General features: G+C 57.3%; 16 protein-coding genes. 5 read left to right on the top strand and 11 right to left on the bottom strand.

Annotated elements, in window-relative coordinates; genetic code table 11:
* Window positions 1-157: 157 nt before the first annotated feature.
* The 3 genes from ACNSPV_RS09960 to ACNSPV_RS09950 are packed head-to-tail and all read left to right on the top strand — an operon-like array spanning window position 158 to window position 3,977.
* Window positions 158-1,945, top strand: a complete 1,788-nt coding sequence (locus tag ACNSPV_RS09960; RefSeq protein ID WP_249238691.1) for a Na/Pi cotransporter family protein — start codon at window positions 158-160, stop codon at window positions 1,943-1,945.
* Window positions 1,942-2,631 (top strand): response regulator transcription factor, encoded by a 690-nt coding sequence (locus ACNSPV_RS09955; RefSeq protein WP_249238690.1) that lies wholly within the window; start codon window positions 1,942-1,944, stop codon window positions 2,629-2,631. Before ACNSPV_RS09960 ends, ACNSPV_RS09955 begins: the two co-directional genes overlap by 4 nt.
* Window positions 2,628-3,977: a sensor histidine kinase gene (locus ACNSPV_RS09950; protein WP_348583538.1), complete on the top strand. Its 1,350-nt coding sequence runs from the start codon at window positions 2,628-2,630 to the stop codon at window positions 3,975-3,977. Before ACNSPV_RS09955 ends, ACNSPV_RS09950 begins: the two co-directional genes overlap by 4 nt.
* Before the next feature lie 18 nt (window positions 3,978-3,995).
* Here ACNSPV_RS09950 and ACNSPV_RS09945 read toward each other — a convergent pair whose 3' ends face one another.
* The 3 genes from ACNSPV_RS09945 to ACNSPV_RS09935 form a co-directional block, all read right to left on the bottom strand.
* Window positions 3,996-4,877 carry a hypothetical protein gene (locus ACNSPV_RS09945; protein ID WP_348583539.1) on the bottom strand — a complete coding sequence of 294 codons (882 nt, stop codon included), beginning with the start codon at window positions 4,875-4,877 and terminating at the stop codon, window positions 3,996-3,998.
* 86 nt (window positions 4,878-4,963) lie between these two features.
* Complete coding sequence (locus ACNSPV_RS09940; protein ID WP_348583540.1) at window positions 4,964-5,761, bottom strand: hypothetical protein; 798 nt, start codon at window positions 5,759-5,761, stop codon at window positions 4,964-4,966.
* Window positions 5,719-7,221, bottom strand: coding sequence for a spore germination protein (locus ACNSPV_RS09935; protein WP_348583541.1), 1,503 nt, complete (start codon window positions 7,219-7,221; stop codon window positions 5,719-5,721). Before ACNSPV_RS09935 ends, ACNSPV_RS09940 begins: the two co-directional genes overlap by 43 nt.
* A gap of 81 nt (window positions 7,222-7,302) precedes the next feature.
* On the opposite strand from ACNSPV_RS09935, the gene ACNSPV_RS09930 reads away from it, so the two are divergent.
* Window positions 7,303-7,995, top strand: coding sequence for a DUF421 domain-containing protein (locus tag ACNSPV_RS09930; protein WP_348583542.1), 693 nt, complete (start codon window positions 7,303-7,305; stop codon window positions 7,993-7,995).
* Window positions 7,996-8,004: 9 nt separating this feature from the next.
* Window positions 8,005-8,373: a DUF4363 family protein gene (locus ACNSPV_RS09925; RefSeq protein WP_249238684.1), complete on the top strand. Its 369-nt coding sequence runs from the start codon at window positions 8,005-8,007 to the stop codon at window positions 8,371-8,373.
* Between the two features lie 60 nt (window positions 8,374-8,433).
* Here ACNSPV_RS09925 and nrdR read toward each other — a convergent pair whose 3' ends face one another.
* The 8 genes from nrdR to thrC all read right to left on the bottom strand — a co-directional run bounded on the left by nrdR (window position 8,434) and on the right by thrC (window position 18,828).
* Window positions 8,434-8,904, bottom strand: a complete 471-nt coding sequence (nrdR, locus tag ACNSPV_RS09920; protein WP_249238683.1) for a transcriptional regulator NrdR — start codon at window positions 8,902-8,904, stop codon at window positions 8,434-8,436.
* 39 nt (window positions 8,905-8,943) lie between these two features.
* On the bottom strand, window positions 8,944-11,280 hold the full coding sequence (gene secF / locus ACNSPV_RS09915) for a protein translocase subunit SecF (protein ID WP_348583543.1): 2,337 nt from the start codon (window positions 11,278-11,280) through the stop codon (window positions 8,944-8,946).
* A gap of 185 nt (window positions 11,281-11,465) precedes the next feature.
* Window positions 11,466-12,749, bottom strand: a complete 1,284-nt coding sequence (locus ACNSPV_RS09910) for an aminotransferase (protein ID WP_249238681.1) — start codon at window positions 12,747-12,749, stop codon at window positions 11,466-11,468.
* Window positions 12,750-12,966: 217 nt separating this feature from the next.
* On the bottom strand, window positions 12,967-14,292 hold the full coding sequence (gene clpX, locus ACNSPV_RS09905) for an ATP-dependent Clp protease ATP-binding subunit ClpX (protein WP_249238680.1): 1,326 nt from the start codon (window positions 14,290-14,292) through the stop codon (window positions 12,967-12,969).
* 41 nt (window positions 14,293-14,333) lie between these two features.
* On the bottom strand, window positions 14,334-14,933 hold the full coding sequence (gene clpP / locus ACNSPV_RS09900) for an ATP-dependent Clp endopeptidase proteolytic subunit ClpP (protein ID WP_249238679.1): 600 nt from the start codon (window positions 14,931-14,933) through the stop codon (window positions 14,334-14,336).
* Between the two features lie 147 nt (window positions 14,934-15,080).
* Window positions 15,081-16,397: a trigger factor gene (gene tig, locus ACNSPV_RS09895; protein WP_348583544.1), complete on the bottom strand. Its 1,317-nt coding sequence runs from the start codon at window positions 16,395-16,397 to the stop codon at window positions 15,081-15,083.
* 251 nt (window positions 16,398-16,648) lie between these two features.
* A complete protein-coding gene (locus tag ACNSPV_RS09890; protein ID WP_348583545.1) occupies window positions 16,649-17,332 on the bottom strand; it encodes a metallophosphoesterase in 684 nt (227 codons plus the stop codon).
* A gap of 35 nt (window positions 17,333-17,367) precedes the next feature.
* Window positions 17,368-18,828, bottom strand: coding sequence for a threonine synthase (gene thrC, locus ACNSPV_RS09885; protein WP_348583546.1), 1,461 nt, complete (start codon window positions 18,826-18,828; stop codon window positions 17,368-17,370).
* Window positions 18,829-18,913 lie beyond the last annotated feature (85 nt).

The raw sequence follows: 18,913 nt of genomic DNA, 5'->3' as shown, positions 1-18,913 counted from the left end.
CGCGGATTTTGGATTTTACATTGCAACAGTATACTCTCAGACAGGAGAGAACCATCAAAACACGCAGGATGCTCTTTCTGTAAGCAGAGCGCCTCCGTTCCGGCGGTGTGCGCTGCGGGTGAAAGCAGCTTCTGAAATCAAAAGTGAGGAAATCTTTATGACCATTTTCAATGTCTTTTCCCTGCTTGGCGGCCTTGCCCTGTTTTTGTTCGGCATGGACATCATGGGCAAGGCCCTGGAAAAGCAGGCCGGCGGCCAGCTGCAGAAGATCCTGAGCAAGCTGACCGATAACCCCCTCAAGGGTTTTTTCCTTGGCCTGTGCGTCACCGCTGTGATCCAGAGTTCCAGCGCTACCACCGTGATGGTGGTCGGCTTTGTCAACAGCGGCATCATGGAACTGCATCAGGCCATTGGCGTTATCATGGGCAGCAATGTGGGCACCACCGTCACCAGCTGGATCCTGAGCCTTTCCGGCCTGCAGGGTGACAGTCTCCTCATCAATCTGCTCAAACCCACTTCTTTCAGTCCTTTGCTTGCATTTATCGGCATTTTGCTGTATATGTGTAAGAGTGAGAAGAAAAAGGGCGTCGGCACCATCCTCATCGGCTTTGCTGTGCTGATGACCGGCATGACTGCCATGTCCAACGCCGTCCTGCCCCTGCAGAACGAGGCATGGTTCACCAGCCTGTTCACCCGCTTCTCCAACCCCCTTCTGGGCGTTCTGGTCGGTGCCCTTGTCACCGGCATCATCCAGAGCTCCAGCGCCAGCGTCGGCATCCTGCAGGCATTGAGCGCCACCGGCGTCATCACCTACGGCAGTGCCATTCCCATCATCATGGGCCAGAACATTGGCACCTGTGTCACCGCGTTGATCTCCTCTGTGGGCGCCAACAAGAATGCACGCCGTGCTGCCATGGTCCATCTGTACTTCAACATCATCGGTGTAAGCATCTTCCTTGTCGGCTTTTACGGTCTGAATACGGTCTGCCACTTTGCTTTTGTGAACACCACCATCGAGGCATGGGGCATCGCTGTGGTGCACTCGGTGTTCAATATCGTGGCAACGCTGGTGCTGCTGCCCTTTGCAAGCCTGCTGGAAAAGCTGGCCATCCTCACCATTCCGGATTCGCCGGAAAAGGAAAGCTTTGCGCTGCTGGATGACCGCCTGCTGAACACCCCTGCCGTGGCTGTGGAACGTGCCCGCTCTGCTACGGCTGAGATGGCAGAGCTTGCCCGTGTGGGCGTGATGCAGGCCATGAGCCTGACCCATGAGTGGAACGACACACTTGCGCAGAAGGTCCGCGATGAAGAGACGCAGGTAGACCGTTACGAGGACGCCCTCGGCACCTACCTTGTCAAGCTTTCCAGCCGTGAGCTGAACCACACCGACAGCCAGAGCGTGAACACCCTGCTGCACACCATCAGCGATTTTGAGCGCATCAGCGACCATTCCGTAAACCTGCTGGAATCCGCCGAGGAGATGCACACCAAAGACATCCAGTTCTCGCAGGATGCCCGGGACGAGCTGCAGGTGCTGGAAGATGCCGTGCAGGACATCCTGAACCGCACCACCGATGCCTTCCATAAAGGCGACCTGCACCTTGCCAGCAAGGTGGAACCGCTGGAAGCCGTGGTCAACGAGCTGGTGCGCGCCATCAAAGCCCATCATATCGCCCGCCTGCAGGCCGGCAACTGCTCCATCGAGTACGGCTTTGTTCTGGATGACCTGCTGACCAACTATGAGCGCGTGTGCGACCACTGCAGCAATGTTGCCGTTGCACAGATCGAGGTCGCACAGGACAGTTTTGATACCCACGCTTACCTCAACGAGCTGCGTCACGGCAGTGACACCAAGGAAAGCGAGGAATTTCATCGTCGTTTGGACCGTTACCGTGAGCGCTATCTTTTCCCTGAAAATCAGTCTGCGGAGGATTTTGACAAATGATCTATATTGTGGAAGACGATGCCGCCATCCGGGAGCTGGAGCAGTATGCCCTGCAGTCCAGCGGATACGAGGTGGCCAGCTTTGAGAGCTCGGAGCCCTTCTGGCAGGCCATGCACGCTGCAGAGCCGGAGCTGGTGATCCTGGACGTGATGCTGCCCGGTGAGGACGGCTTCTCCATCCTGAAAAAGCTGCGCAACACCCCTTCCCTGCGGCGGCTGCCCATCATCATGGTCACGGCCAAGTCCAGCGAGCTGGACACGGTGCGCGGGCTGGACTGCGGCGCAGATGATTACATCACAAAGCCCTTTGGCATCATGGAGTTTCTGAGCCGGGTGCGTGCTGCCCTGCGCCGCTCGGCTCCGGAAGCACGTCCCAATGTGCTCAGCTTTCACGAGATCCTGCTGGACAATGCCCGTCACAACGTGACTGTGAGCGGAACGCCGGTAGAGCTGACCTACAAGGAGTACAGTCTGCTGCGTTTGCTGCTGGAGAACACCAATCTGGTGGTGACACGCGAGACCATTCTGCAGGTGGTGTGGGGCACCGACATTTCGGTGGAGAGCCGTACTGTGGATATGCATATCCGCACCCTGCGCAAAAAGCTGGGGGATGCCGGCAAATACATCTGCACTGTGCGCAAGGTAGGTTACAAGCTGACCGATGAAGAGGAGGCCGGTGAAGAATGAAGCTGCGCAGCATGGAAGAAAAGATCAGCTACCGACTGTTTCTGATGGGTTTCTTTGGTCTGTTGTTTACAGCGGCACTGTGTATCTTTGTGTTTCATAAAGCCTTTACTGCACAGGCATGGACCGGCCTTGAGCGGGAGGCGGAACTGGTCAGTGCCGGATACGATCTGGTGCAGGATCCGCAGCAGCTTACTTCTTTTGTTTCCAATGATCTGCGCATCACTCTGATCTCGCAGGATGGCAGCGTGCTGTTTGAATCCGCCACGGATCAGCCCATGGAAAACCATCTTTCCCGGCCGGAGATCCGGCAGGCTATGGCCGGCGGCATCGGCCGGGATATCCGGGACTCGCAAACCATGGGATATGAGACCTACTATTATGCAGTGCTGCTGCCGAACGGCGAGATCCTGCGCACTGCACAGGACGCCGAAACGGTGTGGTCTATCTACGATTCCTCCATTCCCGCCATCGTGCTGAGCTGTGTTGCGCTGATGCTGGCTGCCGCTGTGCTGGCCACCCTGCTGACGCGTGCGCTGGTGCAGCCGGTGCTGAGCATGACCGAAGACCTTGACCATATTCAGGACAATGTGCCCTATAAAGAACTGATCCCCTTTGCAGAGAGCATCCATTCCGACCGCATCCTGCGCGAAAACAATGAGAAGATGCGGCAGGAATTCACCGCCAACGTCAGCCATGAACTCAAGACCCCTCTGACCAGCATTTCCGGCTACGCCGAGCTCATTGAGACCGGCATTGCAAAGCCGGAGGATGTGCCGGGCTTTGCGCAGAAGATCCATGTGGAAGCCAGCCGCATGATCCAGCTGGTCAATGATATCCTTCAGCTCTCCAGTCTGGACAACGCAAGCGAGACCGGCTCGGAGCCCGAAATGGAAACGGTCGATCTGCTGAACGTTGCAAAGGAGTGCGTGGAGCGTCAGAAGCTGAATGCCCGCCGGGCTTATATCTCGCTGACCTGTCTGGGGGAGAGCGCTCTTGTACACGGCAACCGGCCCCTGCTGGATGAGCTGTGCCAGAACCTGTGTGATAACGCCATCCGCTACAACCGGCCCGGTGGAAAAGTGCAGATCACCACTGCCTGCAATCGGGACGGCCATTGTACCCTGACTGTGACGGACAATGGCATCGGCATTCCGAAAGAAGCACAAACCAGCGTGTTTGAGCGCTTCTACCGCGTAGACAAGAGCCGCAGCAAAGCGACCGGCGGCACCGGTCTGGGACTGGCGATCGTCAAGCATATTGCACTGATCCATGGCGCCCGCATCAAGCTGGAAAGTCAGGTGGATGTGGGCACCACCATTACCGTCATTTTCCCCACTGCAAACTGAGAAGCAGAAGCTTCTGCGCTATTCCGGTAAAAATCTCACGACTGTCTGTAATTGCGGACAGTCGTTTTTTATTGTGATCTTCTCCCTGCCCACACCATACTGCAACGCGCTGCGCTGCTGCAGATGCACAAGGTCTATTCCCTGCTGCCAGAAGCTTTGCACGGTCTGTGTGCACAGCCGGGCCAGCTGAGCGCACTGTGCGGCATCGGGCTGCAGGGTCTCATCTCCACGCTGGCAGTCCAGATGCAGGCGCACCGATTCTCCTTTTAACGTGAACGAAACGCTGCACCGGCGGATCGTTACCGGTTCTTCTGCAAGCCAAAGCGTATGCGTCCCGTACATCCCGGACAGAAGCTGAACCACTGCCGTCTGCTGGGCGTCCAGCTTGATGCGCTGCTCCCCTTTCCGGAAAACACTGGTTCCGGCAGCGGAAAGCTCCTCATCTTGCAAGGTAAGCTGCGGCCAGAACATTCCATCCCGATGCTGGTACAGGCGCGGCATCCGGCCCGATTCCTGCTTCAATTCATTCAGGAGTCTGTCCGGAAGCCCTTCTGCAGCTTCAAGCTGTTTTTCCAGTTCCTCCGTGGAAACTGCAAGGATGGAAGCTTTTGCCGCCGCACGCCCCCGTCCGCTTTCCAGAACGATGGACTCATAGGCAGAAAGCAGTTCTTCTGAGGTGTTCTCACTGATTATGAGAAAGTCGCACAGGCGGTAGTCTGCCTTCTGCGGCAGCTTTTTTTGCACGGACGAAAGTGCCTTTTCCAGCGTACTTTCTTCGGCCAGCCGCATCTGCATTGCAGCCGATGCTTCGGATGCATCCGCAGATGCTTCCGGTGCCTGATACAAAAGCCCGACTGTCACCGTTGCCTCGTTTTGTGCAAGATAGAGTGCTCTTACCATGCTTTTCTCCGTGGTCTCGCAGCGGAGAAACAGCAGGCACCAGCCTACCAGCAAAAACGTGCCGATTGAATGCCGGAGCCGCCGCCTCATCCTGCTGCTCCTTTCCTGCGGTTTGTGGCTTTTTTCCACAGCTCACCTGCCGCTGCGCAGAGGAATCCGATGCGGAAAACAGCGCAGGTAAGCCAGATCAGAAGCAGAAGCGCATCCATACGTGAGAAGATGCCCACGCTCCATGCACGCAGCAATTCCTGCTCCGGATAGTCCGTTCCGCCAAACACAAGGCAGATGCCGCCGGCAAGACACACCTGTGCCAAAAAGGTCAGCCACGGCAGAAAAAGAACGCGGCGCGGCGCAGGTTCTTCTATCAGAAGGGGCCAGAGCAGATACTCCGCGTACAGTGGCACACGCGGCAGCCGGGCCAGCTGCACCGCATCCGGTTCCAGCAGATGGGACCACTCCATCTGGCCTGCAATGCCTGCCAGACAGAGTCCCTCCCCCAGCAGCACGAACCACCACAGCACCCTTGCCGGGGCATCCCAGCCGGAAAGCGGAATGCGGCATCCCGCCCAGAGCAGCAGCGGGAGCAGACCGAGCATTGCCATGGAATGAAACTCCTGCCGACAGACGTTCTGCGCCTGCATTGCCGTCCTGAACGCCTCTGCCAGAAGCCCGAGGACCGCAGCAAAAATCCAGACCTGCCGCACCGCCGTCTGCTGCCAGCAGACATACAGCACCGCGCTGATCCCGGTCAGCAACAGTGCCCCGAACACTCCATAAAGAAGCATCCCGCGCAGGGAAACGCCCGGTTCAAGGCTCTCTGCCAGAGCTGCCGTCCATACACTCAGCGCCAGTGCGGAAAAAGAGAGTTTCTTCTGCCCTTGCATTCCTTTTCCTCCCGTCTTTGCCAAATGTTAAAGCCCTTCTGCGAAAGGCGGCGGTAGTTGCGGCGGATCACGCCATCCTCTGCCATGGGCCGCTGCGGAAACGGATGCGCCGCCAGATACGGCACCTGCAGACAGGCCGTGCCGGATAGGCTGAGCAGAAACGCAAAAAAAGCCCCCGCAAGACCCACCGGCCCGGCAAGACCTGCAGCCAGCACCACACCCAGACGCAGCAGCGTCGCAGGCTCGTACAAAGAGGGCGTGACGAACACCGCAATGGCCGTGATGCTTGCCACAAAGATCACCGGCGTGCTCATAAGCCCGGTGGCAATGGCGGCATCCCCAATGATGAGGGCCGACACCAGACTGACCGAGTGCCCCAGCGACTGAGGCATCCGCAGACCCGCTTCCCGGATGACTTCCAGAATAAGCATGACCAGCAGCATCTCTGCAAACAGCGGCAGCGGCGTTGCCTTTTCTGCCGCTTCGATCCTGTACAGCAGCTGCGGCGGGATCAGCTCCGGCAGATAGACCGCCAGACACACGAACACCCCCGGCAGAAATACGGTCAGATAAAACGAAATATATTTCAGGACGCGCAGAAAAGAGGAAAACACTGCAGTAGATGCATAATCATCCAGACATTCAAAGTTTTCGCAGAAGAGGGCCGGAAGCACCATGGCGGAAGGGCTGCCATTGACCAGAACCACGATTTTTCCCTCACAGAGCTTTGCTGCCGCCACGGCGGGCCGCTCGGTATAGCTCACCGGCGTGAACAGCCGCGCCTTGCCCGGCAGCAGCCACGGTACAAAGTAGCTGGAATCCAGCAGAAGCTCCGGCTTTGCCGCCGCAAGCATTTTGCGCACACGCTGCACCATGGCAGGGTCTGCTTTGTTTTTACAGTAGCAGATGGCATATTCCGTCCGCATTCCGGTGTTTGCCTGTGCCGCTTCCTGTACCAGCTGTTCGCTGCGGATGAGCCGCCGCAGCAGGCTCAGGTTGACCCGCAGCAGATCGGCAAAGCCCTCACGGGAACCGCGCAGATTGCCCTCGCCCGAGGGTTCGCCCACCGAGCGGAACTTGAGCCCCTGCACCGAGAATGCAATGCCCTTTGCGCAGCCGTCCAGAAGCAGCACTGCCATGCCTGCTGTCAGCCGTTTGGTCAGCTCGTCCATATCCTCTACCGGCGCATTCTCTGCCGGAAAAGCCGAGTCGTGCAGGATCAGCTCGTATGCCTGCATCCCGGTGCAGCACTGTCCGGGCTGCACCGGCGGGGCCTGGCGGCTGGCCGCATCCAGCAAAAGCGTCCAGAGCGAATCCAGACTGGCCATGCCGTCAAACAAAAGAATGACGGCTTTGCAATGATAAATCGTGATCTCTTTGGCATAATAATCCGCAGAAGGGCCAAACATCCGGTCCAGTGCCGCTAGATTTGCCAAGAGGTTCTGTGATAACTGCTGCATCCATGTCCACTCCTTTGCACAGCAGTATGCCCGTATGATGCACATTCCATTCCCTTTGCAACCGACAGGAGGTCTTGTTTTTTGAAGCTTCTGATCTGCCGAACCATCATCATTTATCTATGCGTTCTGTTTGCCATGCGGCTGATGGGCAAACGCCAGCTGGGCGAACTGCAGCCGGAAGAGCTGGTGTCCACCATCCTCATTTCCAATCTGGCGTCCATCTCCATCGAATCGGAAGAGGTGCCCATCACATCCAGCCTCATTCCCCTGTTCCTTATTGCGGCACTGGAACTGCTGGGTTCTGTGCTGAGCTTCCGCAGCCAGAAATTCTTCAATTTTCTATCCGGCAGGCCCAAAACGGTCATTCTGGATGGAAAGATCGACCAGAATGCTCTGCGGATGCTGCGCCTGACCACCGCCGATCTGATGGAGGCGCTGCGCGGCAAAAACATCTTTGACCCGCGTGAGGTCTCCTACGCCGTGATCGAAACAAACGGGACCCTCTCGGCGGCCCTGCGGCCGGAGAAAGAGCCTGTCCGCCTTTCTGATCTGCAGATCAAGGTAAACCATGCCAACGCGATCATCCCCTTTGTGCTGGACGGTCAGGTGCTGGAGGACAATCTGCGCTGGTGCGGCAAAGACCGCGAATGGCTGGAGCGGACTGCACAGGCCAACACCCTGCTGCCCGAGGAGATCCTGCTGTTGATCGGCAGCGAGACCGAAGACTATTTTCTGTTAAAAAAAGAGGACCGCCATGGAAGCGGTTCCCGGTGAGGTGAGCGGATGAAGCGGATCTATGCCTGTATCGCCATTGTGGCCGTGCTGCTGGGTGTGGCTTTTTACAGCAGCTGGAAGGTGCAAAGCTTTGCCGAAGTGATCTCGGCAGACCTTGACGCAGCTGCCGAGGCCATCCGCAATGCGGATCATCCTGCTGCGCGACAGGCCCTTGCCGATGGTGCCGCCCGGTGCGACCAGATGCGGACAAGCATGAATCACCTGCTGCGCACTGCAGATTTTACCGAACTGGAAGCCGCCCTGCGCGCTGCGGACGGCCATCTGGAAATGAATGCTCCCGAGGAAGCCTTTGGTGAGCTGCGGCGCGCACAGGTACAGGTGGAAACGCTGGAATGGCTCTCCCATCGGCTGGTATGACAAAAGCACCGGAACTGTGCCTGTTCGGACACAGCTCCGGTGCTCATGGGGTCTATTCTGTTATTTCTGTGGTTCCCTGCGGTCGCCCATCAGCTTTTGCAGCTCATTGAAAAAGCTCTCCACATCCGCGAACTGACGATAGACGGAGGCAAAGCGGACATACGCCACCTCGTCGATCTTTTTCAGCTCCTGCATGGTCAGCTCACCAATGCGTACACTGGGGATCTCACGGTCGTAGGAGCTGAGCAGGGTCTGCTCAATGCTGCTGACCGCCCGCTCCAACGACTCATAGCTGACCGGGCGCTTGGCGCAGGCACGCACCATGGCATTGAGCAGCTTCTGCCGGTCAAAGGGTTCCCGGGAGCTGTCCTTTTTGATGACCACAAGCGGAACAGTCTCCACGACCTCATAGGTCGTAAAACGCATGTGGCAGCTGAGACATTCGCGGCGGCGGCGGATGCGTTCGCTGTCTTCAGTGGGGCGGGAGTCGATCACTTTGGATTCCTCAGCTCCGCAATAGGGACATTTCATGTTCTGTTCCTCCTGTCCGGTCTGACCGGGCCGTGTTTTTTATGCTTTGGTCTTGGGCTTGCGCTCGCTCCACAGCACCCACGCAGAGGTGGAAACGCACAGCGAAGTATACACACCGCTGATCATGCCCATCATCAGCGGGAACGCAAAGGTAAAGATGCTGTCCAGACCGTATAGCTTTGCCACGACACACATAACACCCAGTGCCATTACCGTGGTAATGGTGGTGATGAGGGTGCGGCGTGCAGACTGATTGACCGAGCGGTTGACCAGCTCTTCAAACGAGGCTTTCTTGCCCATCAGGGTGCGGTTTTCACGGATACGGTCGTAGACCACAACGGTATCATTGATGGAGTAGCCCAGAATGGTCAGCATGGCTGCAATGAAATTGCCGTCCAGCGGAGTGCGCAGTAGCACAAAGGTGCCAAACACCACCATCAGGTCGTTCACCAATGCCAGCACTGCCATCATGCCGCCGGTCAGGCCGCCGATGTTCTTGAAGCGCAGGGCAATGTACAGCAGGATCAGCACCAGCGCGAACACCACAGCCACCAGACTCTTCTGCAGGAACTTGATGCCCATGGCAGCGCTGACATTGCTCAGGGACAGCTGCTCAAAGTGGTTTTCCGGATAGCTCTCGTTCAGGCTGTCCAGCAGGTCGGCCACCTGTTCCGTGGTCACCGTCTCGGTGCCGGGCATGGAAATTTTCAAGGTCTGGTCGCCGGTGGCAACGTTCTCGCCGGTCTGCAGGGTCAGGCCGGTGCTGTCCAGTGCAGCGGAAGCCGTTTTCTGCACATCCGCCGTGGTAAAGCTGCCCTCGTAGCTCAGGGTGATCATGGCACCGCCGGTGAACTCGGTATCCAGATGGACGCCGAACACCACAGCGCACAGCACGATGGCTGCCATCAGGCAGGTGGAAATGGTCAGGAAGCGCTTGCGCAGGCCCACAAAATCGATGGGCTTCTTTTCTGCCGTTTCCTTGCCGGGCTTTTCAGCGCCGTAAAGCCAGGGGTTGCGCAGTGCCTTAATGGAAGCTGCGCCGCGGATCATCACACGGGTAGCAAACACGCCAAACACAAAGTTCAGCAGCACGCCGGTGAGCAGCGTATAGCCGAAAGCATAGATCGTACCGGCAGTGGACGGGCCAAAGGCAAAGAATACAAAGTGCAGTGCCTTGGCAAACAGGCCGTCCGAGGGGCCGAAGGCACCCATCAGCACAATCGCCACGATAACGATGGTCACATTGCCGTCAATGATCGGCGTCAGGCCGCGGGCAAAGCCGCTCTTGAGTGCACCGTCCAGAGACTTGCCGTTTTTCAGCTCTTCCTTGATGCGCTCTGCGGTGATAACGTTGGCATCCACACCCATGCCGATGGCCAGAATAATGCCGGCGATACCGGGCAGGGTCATGGTGAAGCTTTCAAACACCGGGAAATAGCCGGACACAAACGCCAGCGTTGCCGCCACCTGACCGGCCAGTGCCATGCAGGCCAAAAAGCCCGGCAGGCGGTACAGGATGGTCATAAATACCACGATCAGCGCAAATGCGATCAGACCGGCCAGCACCATGGCGCTCAGGCTGTTTTCGCCCAGACTGGGGCTGACGGTAGAGTAACTGTCCACAGTCAGCGCAAAGGGCAGTGCGCCGGAGTTGATCTGGCGGGCCATCTTGACGACCTGCTCCTGCGTGAAGGGATTGGATGCCGAACTGGTGATGATGGCAGAGCCATCGGTGATCGCAGTGTTCACGGTTGCGGTGCTCACGTTTTCGTCATCCAGCCAGATGCTGATGGTGCCCTTGGACGCGGCCAGCCGGGTGGTCGCATCACCGAATGCCTTGGCACCGTCGTCCGTAAATTTCAGAGAGACGAAATACTCCGATGCACCCCCGCTGGTCACAGGGCCATACTGGGCTGCGGCACTCTCGATCATGGAGCCGTCCAAAATCAGCTCACCGTCGGCACTGCTGCCCTCCCGGAAGGTGAGGTACGCGGTGGTGCCGATCTCGTCGATCGCCGCTTCCGGGTCAAAATCCGTCTCACCGGACTGCCACGGAAACTCGAGGATCAGGCTGTCGGAGGTGTTGTCCACATACAGCTCATAGTCGGTCACGTTCAAAGCGACCAGACGGTTCTCAATTACAAGCTGCGCGGCCTCCAACTGTTCTTCGGTGGCATCGTAGCCATCCGACGGCACAAAGGTGACGTTTACGCCGCCCTTGATATCCACACCGAAGCGGATATCCTTTGCGCCCTTGATGTAGGTCGTGGTCGTATCGCCGTACTTGGCATATACGCCGAAGAAGGCAGTGTAGACGAACACTGCGATCAGCAGCACTGCGGCGACAAGATGCCATGCTTTGCCTTTTGTTTTCATAAAATTCAGGGAACCTCCAAAAGCAGCGGCACAGACAGCCGCTGCCCGTATTCTGGTACAGACCCGCCTTCTGCGGGCCGTCTTTCTTCCGCAGGGCAGCCGTCATGCCGGCTTTCCTGCGACAAAACTCCCCTGACGGCTCAAGCGAGCCGCACAGAGGAGATAAAATCAGGAATCGTTAGATCTTAGTCCGCCTTATCAGCCAGCAGCTTTTCCACGACCGCCAGACGCACGCAGACACACAGCAGTTCGGACGCCATTTCTACCTCGTCCAGACTGGGATAGGTAGGTGCAATGCGCAGGTGAGAATCCTGAGGATCCTTGTGGTAGGGATAGGCAGAACCGGCACCGGTCAGGGTCAGGCCCGCATCCTTGCACAGACCTGCCACGCGCTTTGCACAGCCGGGCATCACATACAGGCTGATGAAGTAGCCGCCCTTGGGGTCTGTCCAGTGGGCAATGTCGCCGCAGGGAATGAGGTTGTTCTTGAATGCCGTCTTGACGGCATCGAAGCAGGGCACCAGACGACGGCGATGCTTTGCCATGTGGGCCAGAACGCCTTCCTTGTTCTTCAGGAAGCGGACATGGCGCAGCTGGTTCATCTTGTCGTAGCTGATGATCATGACCGAGAAGCGCTTGCACATATACTTCATGCTGCTCTCACTGCAGGCAATGGCAGAGACGCCTGCGCCCGGGAAGGTGATCTTGCTGGTGGAGGTGAACATGAACACACGATCCTCGTTGCCATACTTCTTGCTCTCGTTCAACAGCACCGGAGTCTCGATGATCTCATCAGTGAGATGATGGACGATATAGGCCTCATCCCAGAAGATCTTGAAATCAGGCGCAGCGGTCTTCATCTTCGCAAAACGCTCGATGGTCTCATCGCTGTAGGTGTAGCCATCGGGGTTAGAATACTGCGGCACGCACCAGATGCCCTTGATATCGGCATCCTCGGCCACCAGCTTTTCCACAATATCCATGTCCGGGCCGTTGGGGGTCATCGGCACACTGATGAGTTCAAAGCCAAACTCCTCGGTGATGGCAAAGTGACGGTCATAGCCGGGCACCGGGCAGAGGAACTTGCGCTTCTCCACCTGAGACCAGGGGCACGGAGACTCCGGGAAACCAAACACATAGCCGATGTTGATGAGGTTGTACATCAGCTGCAGGCTGGAGTTGCCGCCCACGAACACCTCGCCGGGCTGCACGCCGAATACATCCGCGAACAGCACACGGGCTTCCTGCAGACCTTCCAGCTCACCATAGTTGCGGGCATCCGTGCCGGCATCGGTGGTGTAATCGTTCATCTTCAGCAGGTCCATGGCCAGATCCATCTGGTGAGGGCCGGGCTTGCCGCGGGCCATATTCAGCTTGAGGCCCTTGGCCTGAAATTCCTTGTACTTTGCTTCAAGCGCTGCCTTTTCAGCAGTGAGTTCATCACGGTTCATTGCAAGATAATTTGCCATTGGAAACACACTCCTTTATCGTACTTCCTGTTACCCATTGCGCTGGCGCTGCATCCGCGGGAGCCTTCCTGCCAGGGAACAGGCTCCGTGCTGCATCCAGACCTTAATATTATAGTACATTTTCGGCCCGGAAACAAGAATATTAAAGCAAAAAGCCCTGCTAAAAGCAAAAAGCTTTTAAAACAGGGCTTTCACTCCCCTGCTGTGCGCCGAAGCGTCAGCTCAGAGAGGCTTGGTTTTTGTAGCGTTTGCGCACCGCACCGTATTCCAGATGGGCTTCTCCGCCCTCCACAGTGTCTTCATCCACGGTCACACGGATGATGGTAGCATCTGTGGGCACATCATACATGATGGGCAGCAGGATGCCTTCCATCACGCTGCGCAGGCCGCGGGCACCGGTCTTGCGCTCAATGGTCTTGCGGGCAATGGCATGCAGTGCTTCATCGGTGAATTCCAGCTCCACATTATCCATGCCCAGAAGTTCTTTGTACTGCTTGACCAGACTGTTGCGCGGCTCCTTGAGCACACGCACCAGAGCATCCTCGTCCAGATCATCCAGCACGGTAATGACCGGCAGACGGCCGATCAGCTCCGGGATCAGGCCAAACTTGACCAGATCGTGGGGTTCCACCTTGCGCAGCAAAGCGCGCTCGGCTTCGCTGGAGTTATCCTTCAGGCTGCTGCCAAAGCCCAGCGCGGACTTATCCGTGCGGCGCAGGATATACTTGTCCAGACCGTCAAATGCACCGCCGCAGATGAACAGGATATTGGTGGTGTCGATCTGGATGAACTCCTGCTGCGGGTGCTTGCGGCCGCCCTGCGGAGGAACATTGCTCACAGTTCCCTCAAGGATCTTCAGCAGGGCCTGCTGCACGCCTTCACCGCCCACATCGCGGGTGATGGAGGGGTTCTCGCTCTTGCGGGTGATCTTGTCGATCTCATCGATATAGATGATGCCGATCTGTGCCTTCTGCACATCGAAGTCCGCTGCCTGAATGAGCTTGAGCAGGATGTTCTCCACATCCTCGCCCACATAGCCGGCCTCGGTCAGGGTCGTGGCGTCGGCAATGGCGAACGGAACGCCCAGCATCTTGGCCAGAGTCTGCGCCAGCAGGGTCTTGCCCACGCCGGAGGGGCCCAGCAGCAGCACATTGGACTTCTGCAGCTCCACGTCGCCGCCCTTGCCGCTGAGGATGCGCTTGTAATGGTTGTAGACCGAGACAGCCAGCACACGCTTTGCCTCGTCCTGACCGATCACATACTGGTCCAGACCTTCCTTGATCTCGGCCGGGGTCAGGATGTTGATATCCAGACCGTCTGCGGGCTGGATGTGTGCGCGGTTTGCACCGCCCCGTGCCGGGCGTGCGCTTTTGGGCTGATCCGGCTTATCGGAAAGCAGATCGTGGCACAGGCCGATGCATTCGCTGCAGATGTTGACGCCGGGGCCGATGATCATGCGCTCCACTTCGTCCTGATGCTTTCCGCAGAAGCTGCAGACCAGATCCTTTTCATTTTTGTCTCTGCCGGAATTGTTATTTGCCATAGCTGTTTTTCCTTATCCTGGGTAAATTAAATGTCAGCGGCTCAGCGATGGGCAATGACCTCATCGATCAGGCCGTATTCTTTTGCCTGCTGTGCGGACATATAGTTATCGCGCTCGGTATCCAGCTGGATCTTTTCCAGCGGCTGACCCGTGTACTCGCTGAGCATCCGGTTCATCTTATCGCGGATATACACCATGTGTTCAGCGTGGATCTTGATATCAGTGGTCTGGCCGGACAGGCCGCCGCCCTGACCGCCTGCGATCAGCGGCTGATGGATCATGATCTCCGCATTGGGCAGTGCAAAGCGCTTGCCCTTGGTACCGCTTGCCAGCAGGAAAGCGCCCATGGAAGCAGCCATGCCCATGCAGATGGTGGAAACATCGCACTTGATATACTGCATGGTATCGTGGATGGCCATACCGGCGCTGATGGAACCGCCGGGGCTGTTGATATACAGGCTGATATCCTTATCCGGGTCCTGCCCTTCCAGATACAGCAGCTGTGCCACAACAAGGCTGGCCGTGGTATCGTTGACATCCTCACTCAGAACGATGATACGATCGTTCAGCAGACGGGAGAAAATATCGTAGGAACGCTCGCCGTGGGACGACTGCTCTACAACGTAAGGAACAAAACTCATAAAGTTCGCCTCCTGAAATGGAATATAGTATTTGCAAAATTGACCGATACGGTTTCCCTGCCGGTTCTGCCGTATCGGTCAATTTTTACAACCTTTGATTGAAACCGTGCAGCGCGCTGCCAGCTTCAAAGGAGTGCAGCCGACTGATTACTCAGCGTCTGCTGCCTTCTCTTCCTCAGCAGCCTTCTCCACGATGTTTGCGTGGCTCTTGATGAAGTCGATGGCCTTGTTGATGGCCAGATCCTTCTTCAGGTCGTCAACATTGACCAGCTCACGGACCTTGTCCTCTTCCATCTTATACTGGTCAGCGATGCGCTTGATCTCAGCGGAAACTTCCTCCTCGGAAGCCTCGATGTTCTCAGCAGCGGCAACAGCCTCCAGAGCCAGACGGATCTTGACCTGCTTCTCAGCCTGCGGCATGAAGGAAGCGCGGAACTGCTCCATAGTCTGGCCCATATACTTCAGGTAGTCCTCGAGACGCAGACCCTGCTGCTCCACGCGGAATGCAAAGTCGTTGACCATCTCGTCCATGCGCTCATCGTACATTGCCTGAGGGATCTCGCCCTCCATGCTGTCGATGACCTGATCGACCAGAGCATTCTCAACAGCCAGGTCGTCCTGCTTGTCCAGCTGCTCCTGATTGTTCTTGCGGATGGAAGCCTTGAACTCGTCCAGAGTGTCGTACTCGGAGCAGTCCTTTGCCAGCTCGTCATCCAGAGCAGGCAGCTCCTTGTACTTGACCTCGTGCAGCTTGATCTTGAACACAGCAGCCTTGCCAGCCAGCTCAGCAGCCTGATACTCGGTGGGGAAGGTGACGTTCACGTCGAACTCTTCGCCAGCGGAGTGGCCCACGATCTGATCCTCAAAGCCGGGGATGAAGCTGCCGCTGCCCAGAGTCAGGCTGTAGTGCTCAGCCTTGCCGCCCTCGAATGCGACGCCGTCCACAAAGCCCTCGAAGTCGATATCAGCGATATCGCCATTCTCAGCAGCACCCTCACGGGTCAGCTCACGGGCGTTGCGCTCCTGCACACGCTTCAGCTCTGCCTCAACAGCCTCGTCAGAGACAGTATGGACAGTCTTTTCCACCGTCAGACCGTTGTAGCTGCCGATCTTGACTTCGGGCTTGACAGCGACCTTGACGGTCAGGGTGACACCGTTGGTCTCGTCAGCAGAGTCAACAGTGACCTCCGGACGGCCGACCGGCTCCACGTTTGCTTCCTTGACAGCAGCCTCGAAAGCCTCGGGGAACAGCTCGTTGATGGCGTCGTAGGTAAAGACGTCGGCACCGTACATCTGCTCGATCAGCTTGCGGGGAGCCTTGCCCTTGCGGAAGCCGGGAACAGCGTACTTCTTGCCTTCCTTCTTGAAAACATCGGCAGTGGCCTTCTTAAAAGCCTCTGCATCGATGGAGAACTGCAGCTCTGCCATGCTCTTCTCGAGCTTTTCACACTTGATGAGATTCATTTGTTTTTCCTCCACTCAAAAAATCTATTGCTCGGGGCAGGAAATTTTTGCCCTTTGCAACCGCGCACTGCGTCCTGAATGAACTTGCTTTTGCAACATGCGGGGACGCGCGCGCTCAATTGGGTGCAACAATCGCGTCAAAACTTATTATAGCACGCTTTGGACACAATTGCCAGTCCAAATTGTGAATTTTTATCATTTCTGCCCTTGCTGCAGCTTCTGCCCGGTCAGAACGTCTCTGTCCCGGACGATCAGTTGATGCGGTATGGACAGAAACGCAGCCCATCCGCACTTACCAGCTTGTAGTGGATGCCGTCCACATCGCCCTGCACCGCATATCGGATCGCGTTGCCGTGCAGATGGCCATAAAAGCAGGTCCTGATGCCATATTCTTTTAAGGTGGCTACGATCTCCGGGGCACTGGTGCCGGTGTATACCGGCGGATAGTGCAGGAACACCAGCTTTTCCAGTCCCGGTTCGGCGGCATCCAGACTCATGCGCAGCCGTCCGATCTCGCGGTTCATCACCTTTTCATCATGGGCCTCGCCTACATCAAACAGCCAGCCCCGGGTGCCGCAGATGGCATAGCCCTCTACGCTGTAGGAATTGTTGTGCAGGATGTGCAGGGTGTCGAACCCCTCTGCTTTGAGGTAGGCGTTCATCTTATTGGCAGTGGACCACCAGTAATCGTGGTTGCCCTTCATGATGATCTTCTGTCCGGGCAGGCTCTGCAAAAATTCAAAGTCCCTGCGGGTATCGGTCAGGCGCATGGCCCAGCTGATATCTCCTGCCAGCACGATGGTGTCTTCCGGTTTGATGAGCTTCCGCCAGTTTTTTTCCAGACGCTCCACATAATCGTTCCAGCCGGGAAAAATATCCATCGGCTTGGAAGCGCCCAGAGAAAGATGGGGATCGCCAAGCACAAAAAGTGCCATGTTTTTACTCCTGTTCTAAAATGCAGCAGGATGTATTATTCCTGATAGCCCAGCGCAACTTCGGCGATCTGAGCAGGCTCGATCACAGTGCTGAAGCGCTCCGGCTTCTGGCGCAGCGCAGCAAGACTTGCCGGTGCGGTATGCGCGGTAGCTGCTTCCAGCTGCTGCATTGCTTCAAAATCATTTTCCGGTGCAGACTGTCCCAGAGCCGTCAGCACGCTGCGCGGGAACTTGAAGGGAGACGCAGTGGACAGCACCACCATGGGCACCCCTTCGCGCTTTTTCTGTGCAGCCACATGGAAGGCCACTGCGGTGTGCGTATCGCACAGGTAGTTGTCCTTCTCATAGCGGGCACGGATCTCCCCTGCCACTTCTTCCTCGCTGCTCCAGCCGCAGGAGAAGCTCTCCTGAATGGCGGCCAGCGTCTCCGGACGCACCGTGTAGCTGCCGGTCTCAGCCAGACTCTTCATCAGGCCCGCCACCTCGGCATCACTGCCGGTGACATGGTACAGCAAGCGTTCCAGATTGGAGGACACCAGAATGTCCATGCTGGGCGAGGTGGTCTTGAAGAACTCCCGCTTTGCGGTGTAGGTGCCGGTGGTGAGGAAATCGGTGAGGACGTTGTTCTCGTTGGAGGCGCAGACCAGCTTACCCACGGGCAGGCCCATGCGCTTTGCATAGTAGCCTGCCAGAATGTCACCGAAGTTGCCGGTGGGCACGCAGAAATCCACTTCATCGCCGAAGGCGATGCTGCCCGCCTTGAGCAGCTGGGCATAGGCGGCAAAGTAGTAGACGATCTGCGGGACCAGACGGCCCCAGTTGATGGAATTGGCGCTGGACAGGCGGATATCCCGTTTTGCCAGCTCGGCCGCGATGGCCTTATCGCCAAAGACCTTCTTCACACCGGTCTGGGCATCGTCAAAGTTGCCGCGCACCGCGTAGACTGCCACGTTGGCACCCTCCTGCGTTGCCATCTGCAGACGCTGGATCTCGCTGGTGCCGCCCGTGGGATAGAACACCGCGATCTCCACACCCGGGATATCATGGTAGCCGTCCAGAGCTGCCTTGCCGGTATCGCCGCTGGTCGCCACAAGGATCAGGGTCTTTTCCGTGCGGCCCAGATTCTTTTTGGCTTCCACCAGAAGCTTCGGCATCAGCTGCAGAGCGTAATCCTTGAATGCACAGGTAGGGCCATGCCACAGCTCCAGCGCATAGGTGTCCCCTTCCACCGGAGCAAGGTATCCGGCCTTGCCTCCGAAAGCATCGCCGTAGGTCTTGCGGGCCGCTTCCGTCAGAAAATCCTGCGAATAGTCGGTCAGATATTCCTTGATGACAGCAGCTGCCATAGCCGGGTAATCCAGCTCACACAGCGCCTTCACATCCACCTGCGGAAAGCTTTCAGGGACAAACAGACCGCCCTCGTTGGACAGGCCCTGTGCGATCGCTTCCGAGGAAGTCACTTTGCGGTTTTGGTCTCTGGTACTGAAAAACTGCATTGTTGTCGCTCCTTTTTCGCCGTGGAACGCTGAAAACACGTTCCTGCTGCTACGGCAGAGAAGATCCCTGCCCGTACATTTCCCA

The sequence above is a fragment of the Faecalibacterium sp. 3 genome (assembly GCF_048323735.1).
Lineage (GTDB): Bacteria > Bacillota > Clostridia > Oscillospirales > Ruminococcaceae > Faecalibacterium > Faecalibacterium wellingii.
Note: the sequence above shows the minus strand (reverse complement) of the source record. Positions and strands in the feature narration are given on the sequence as shown.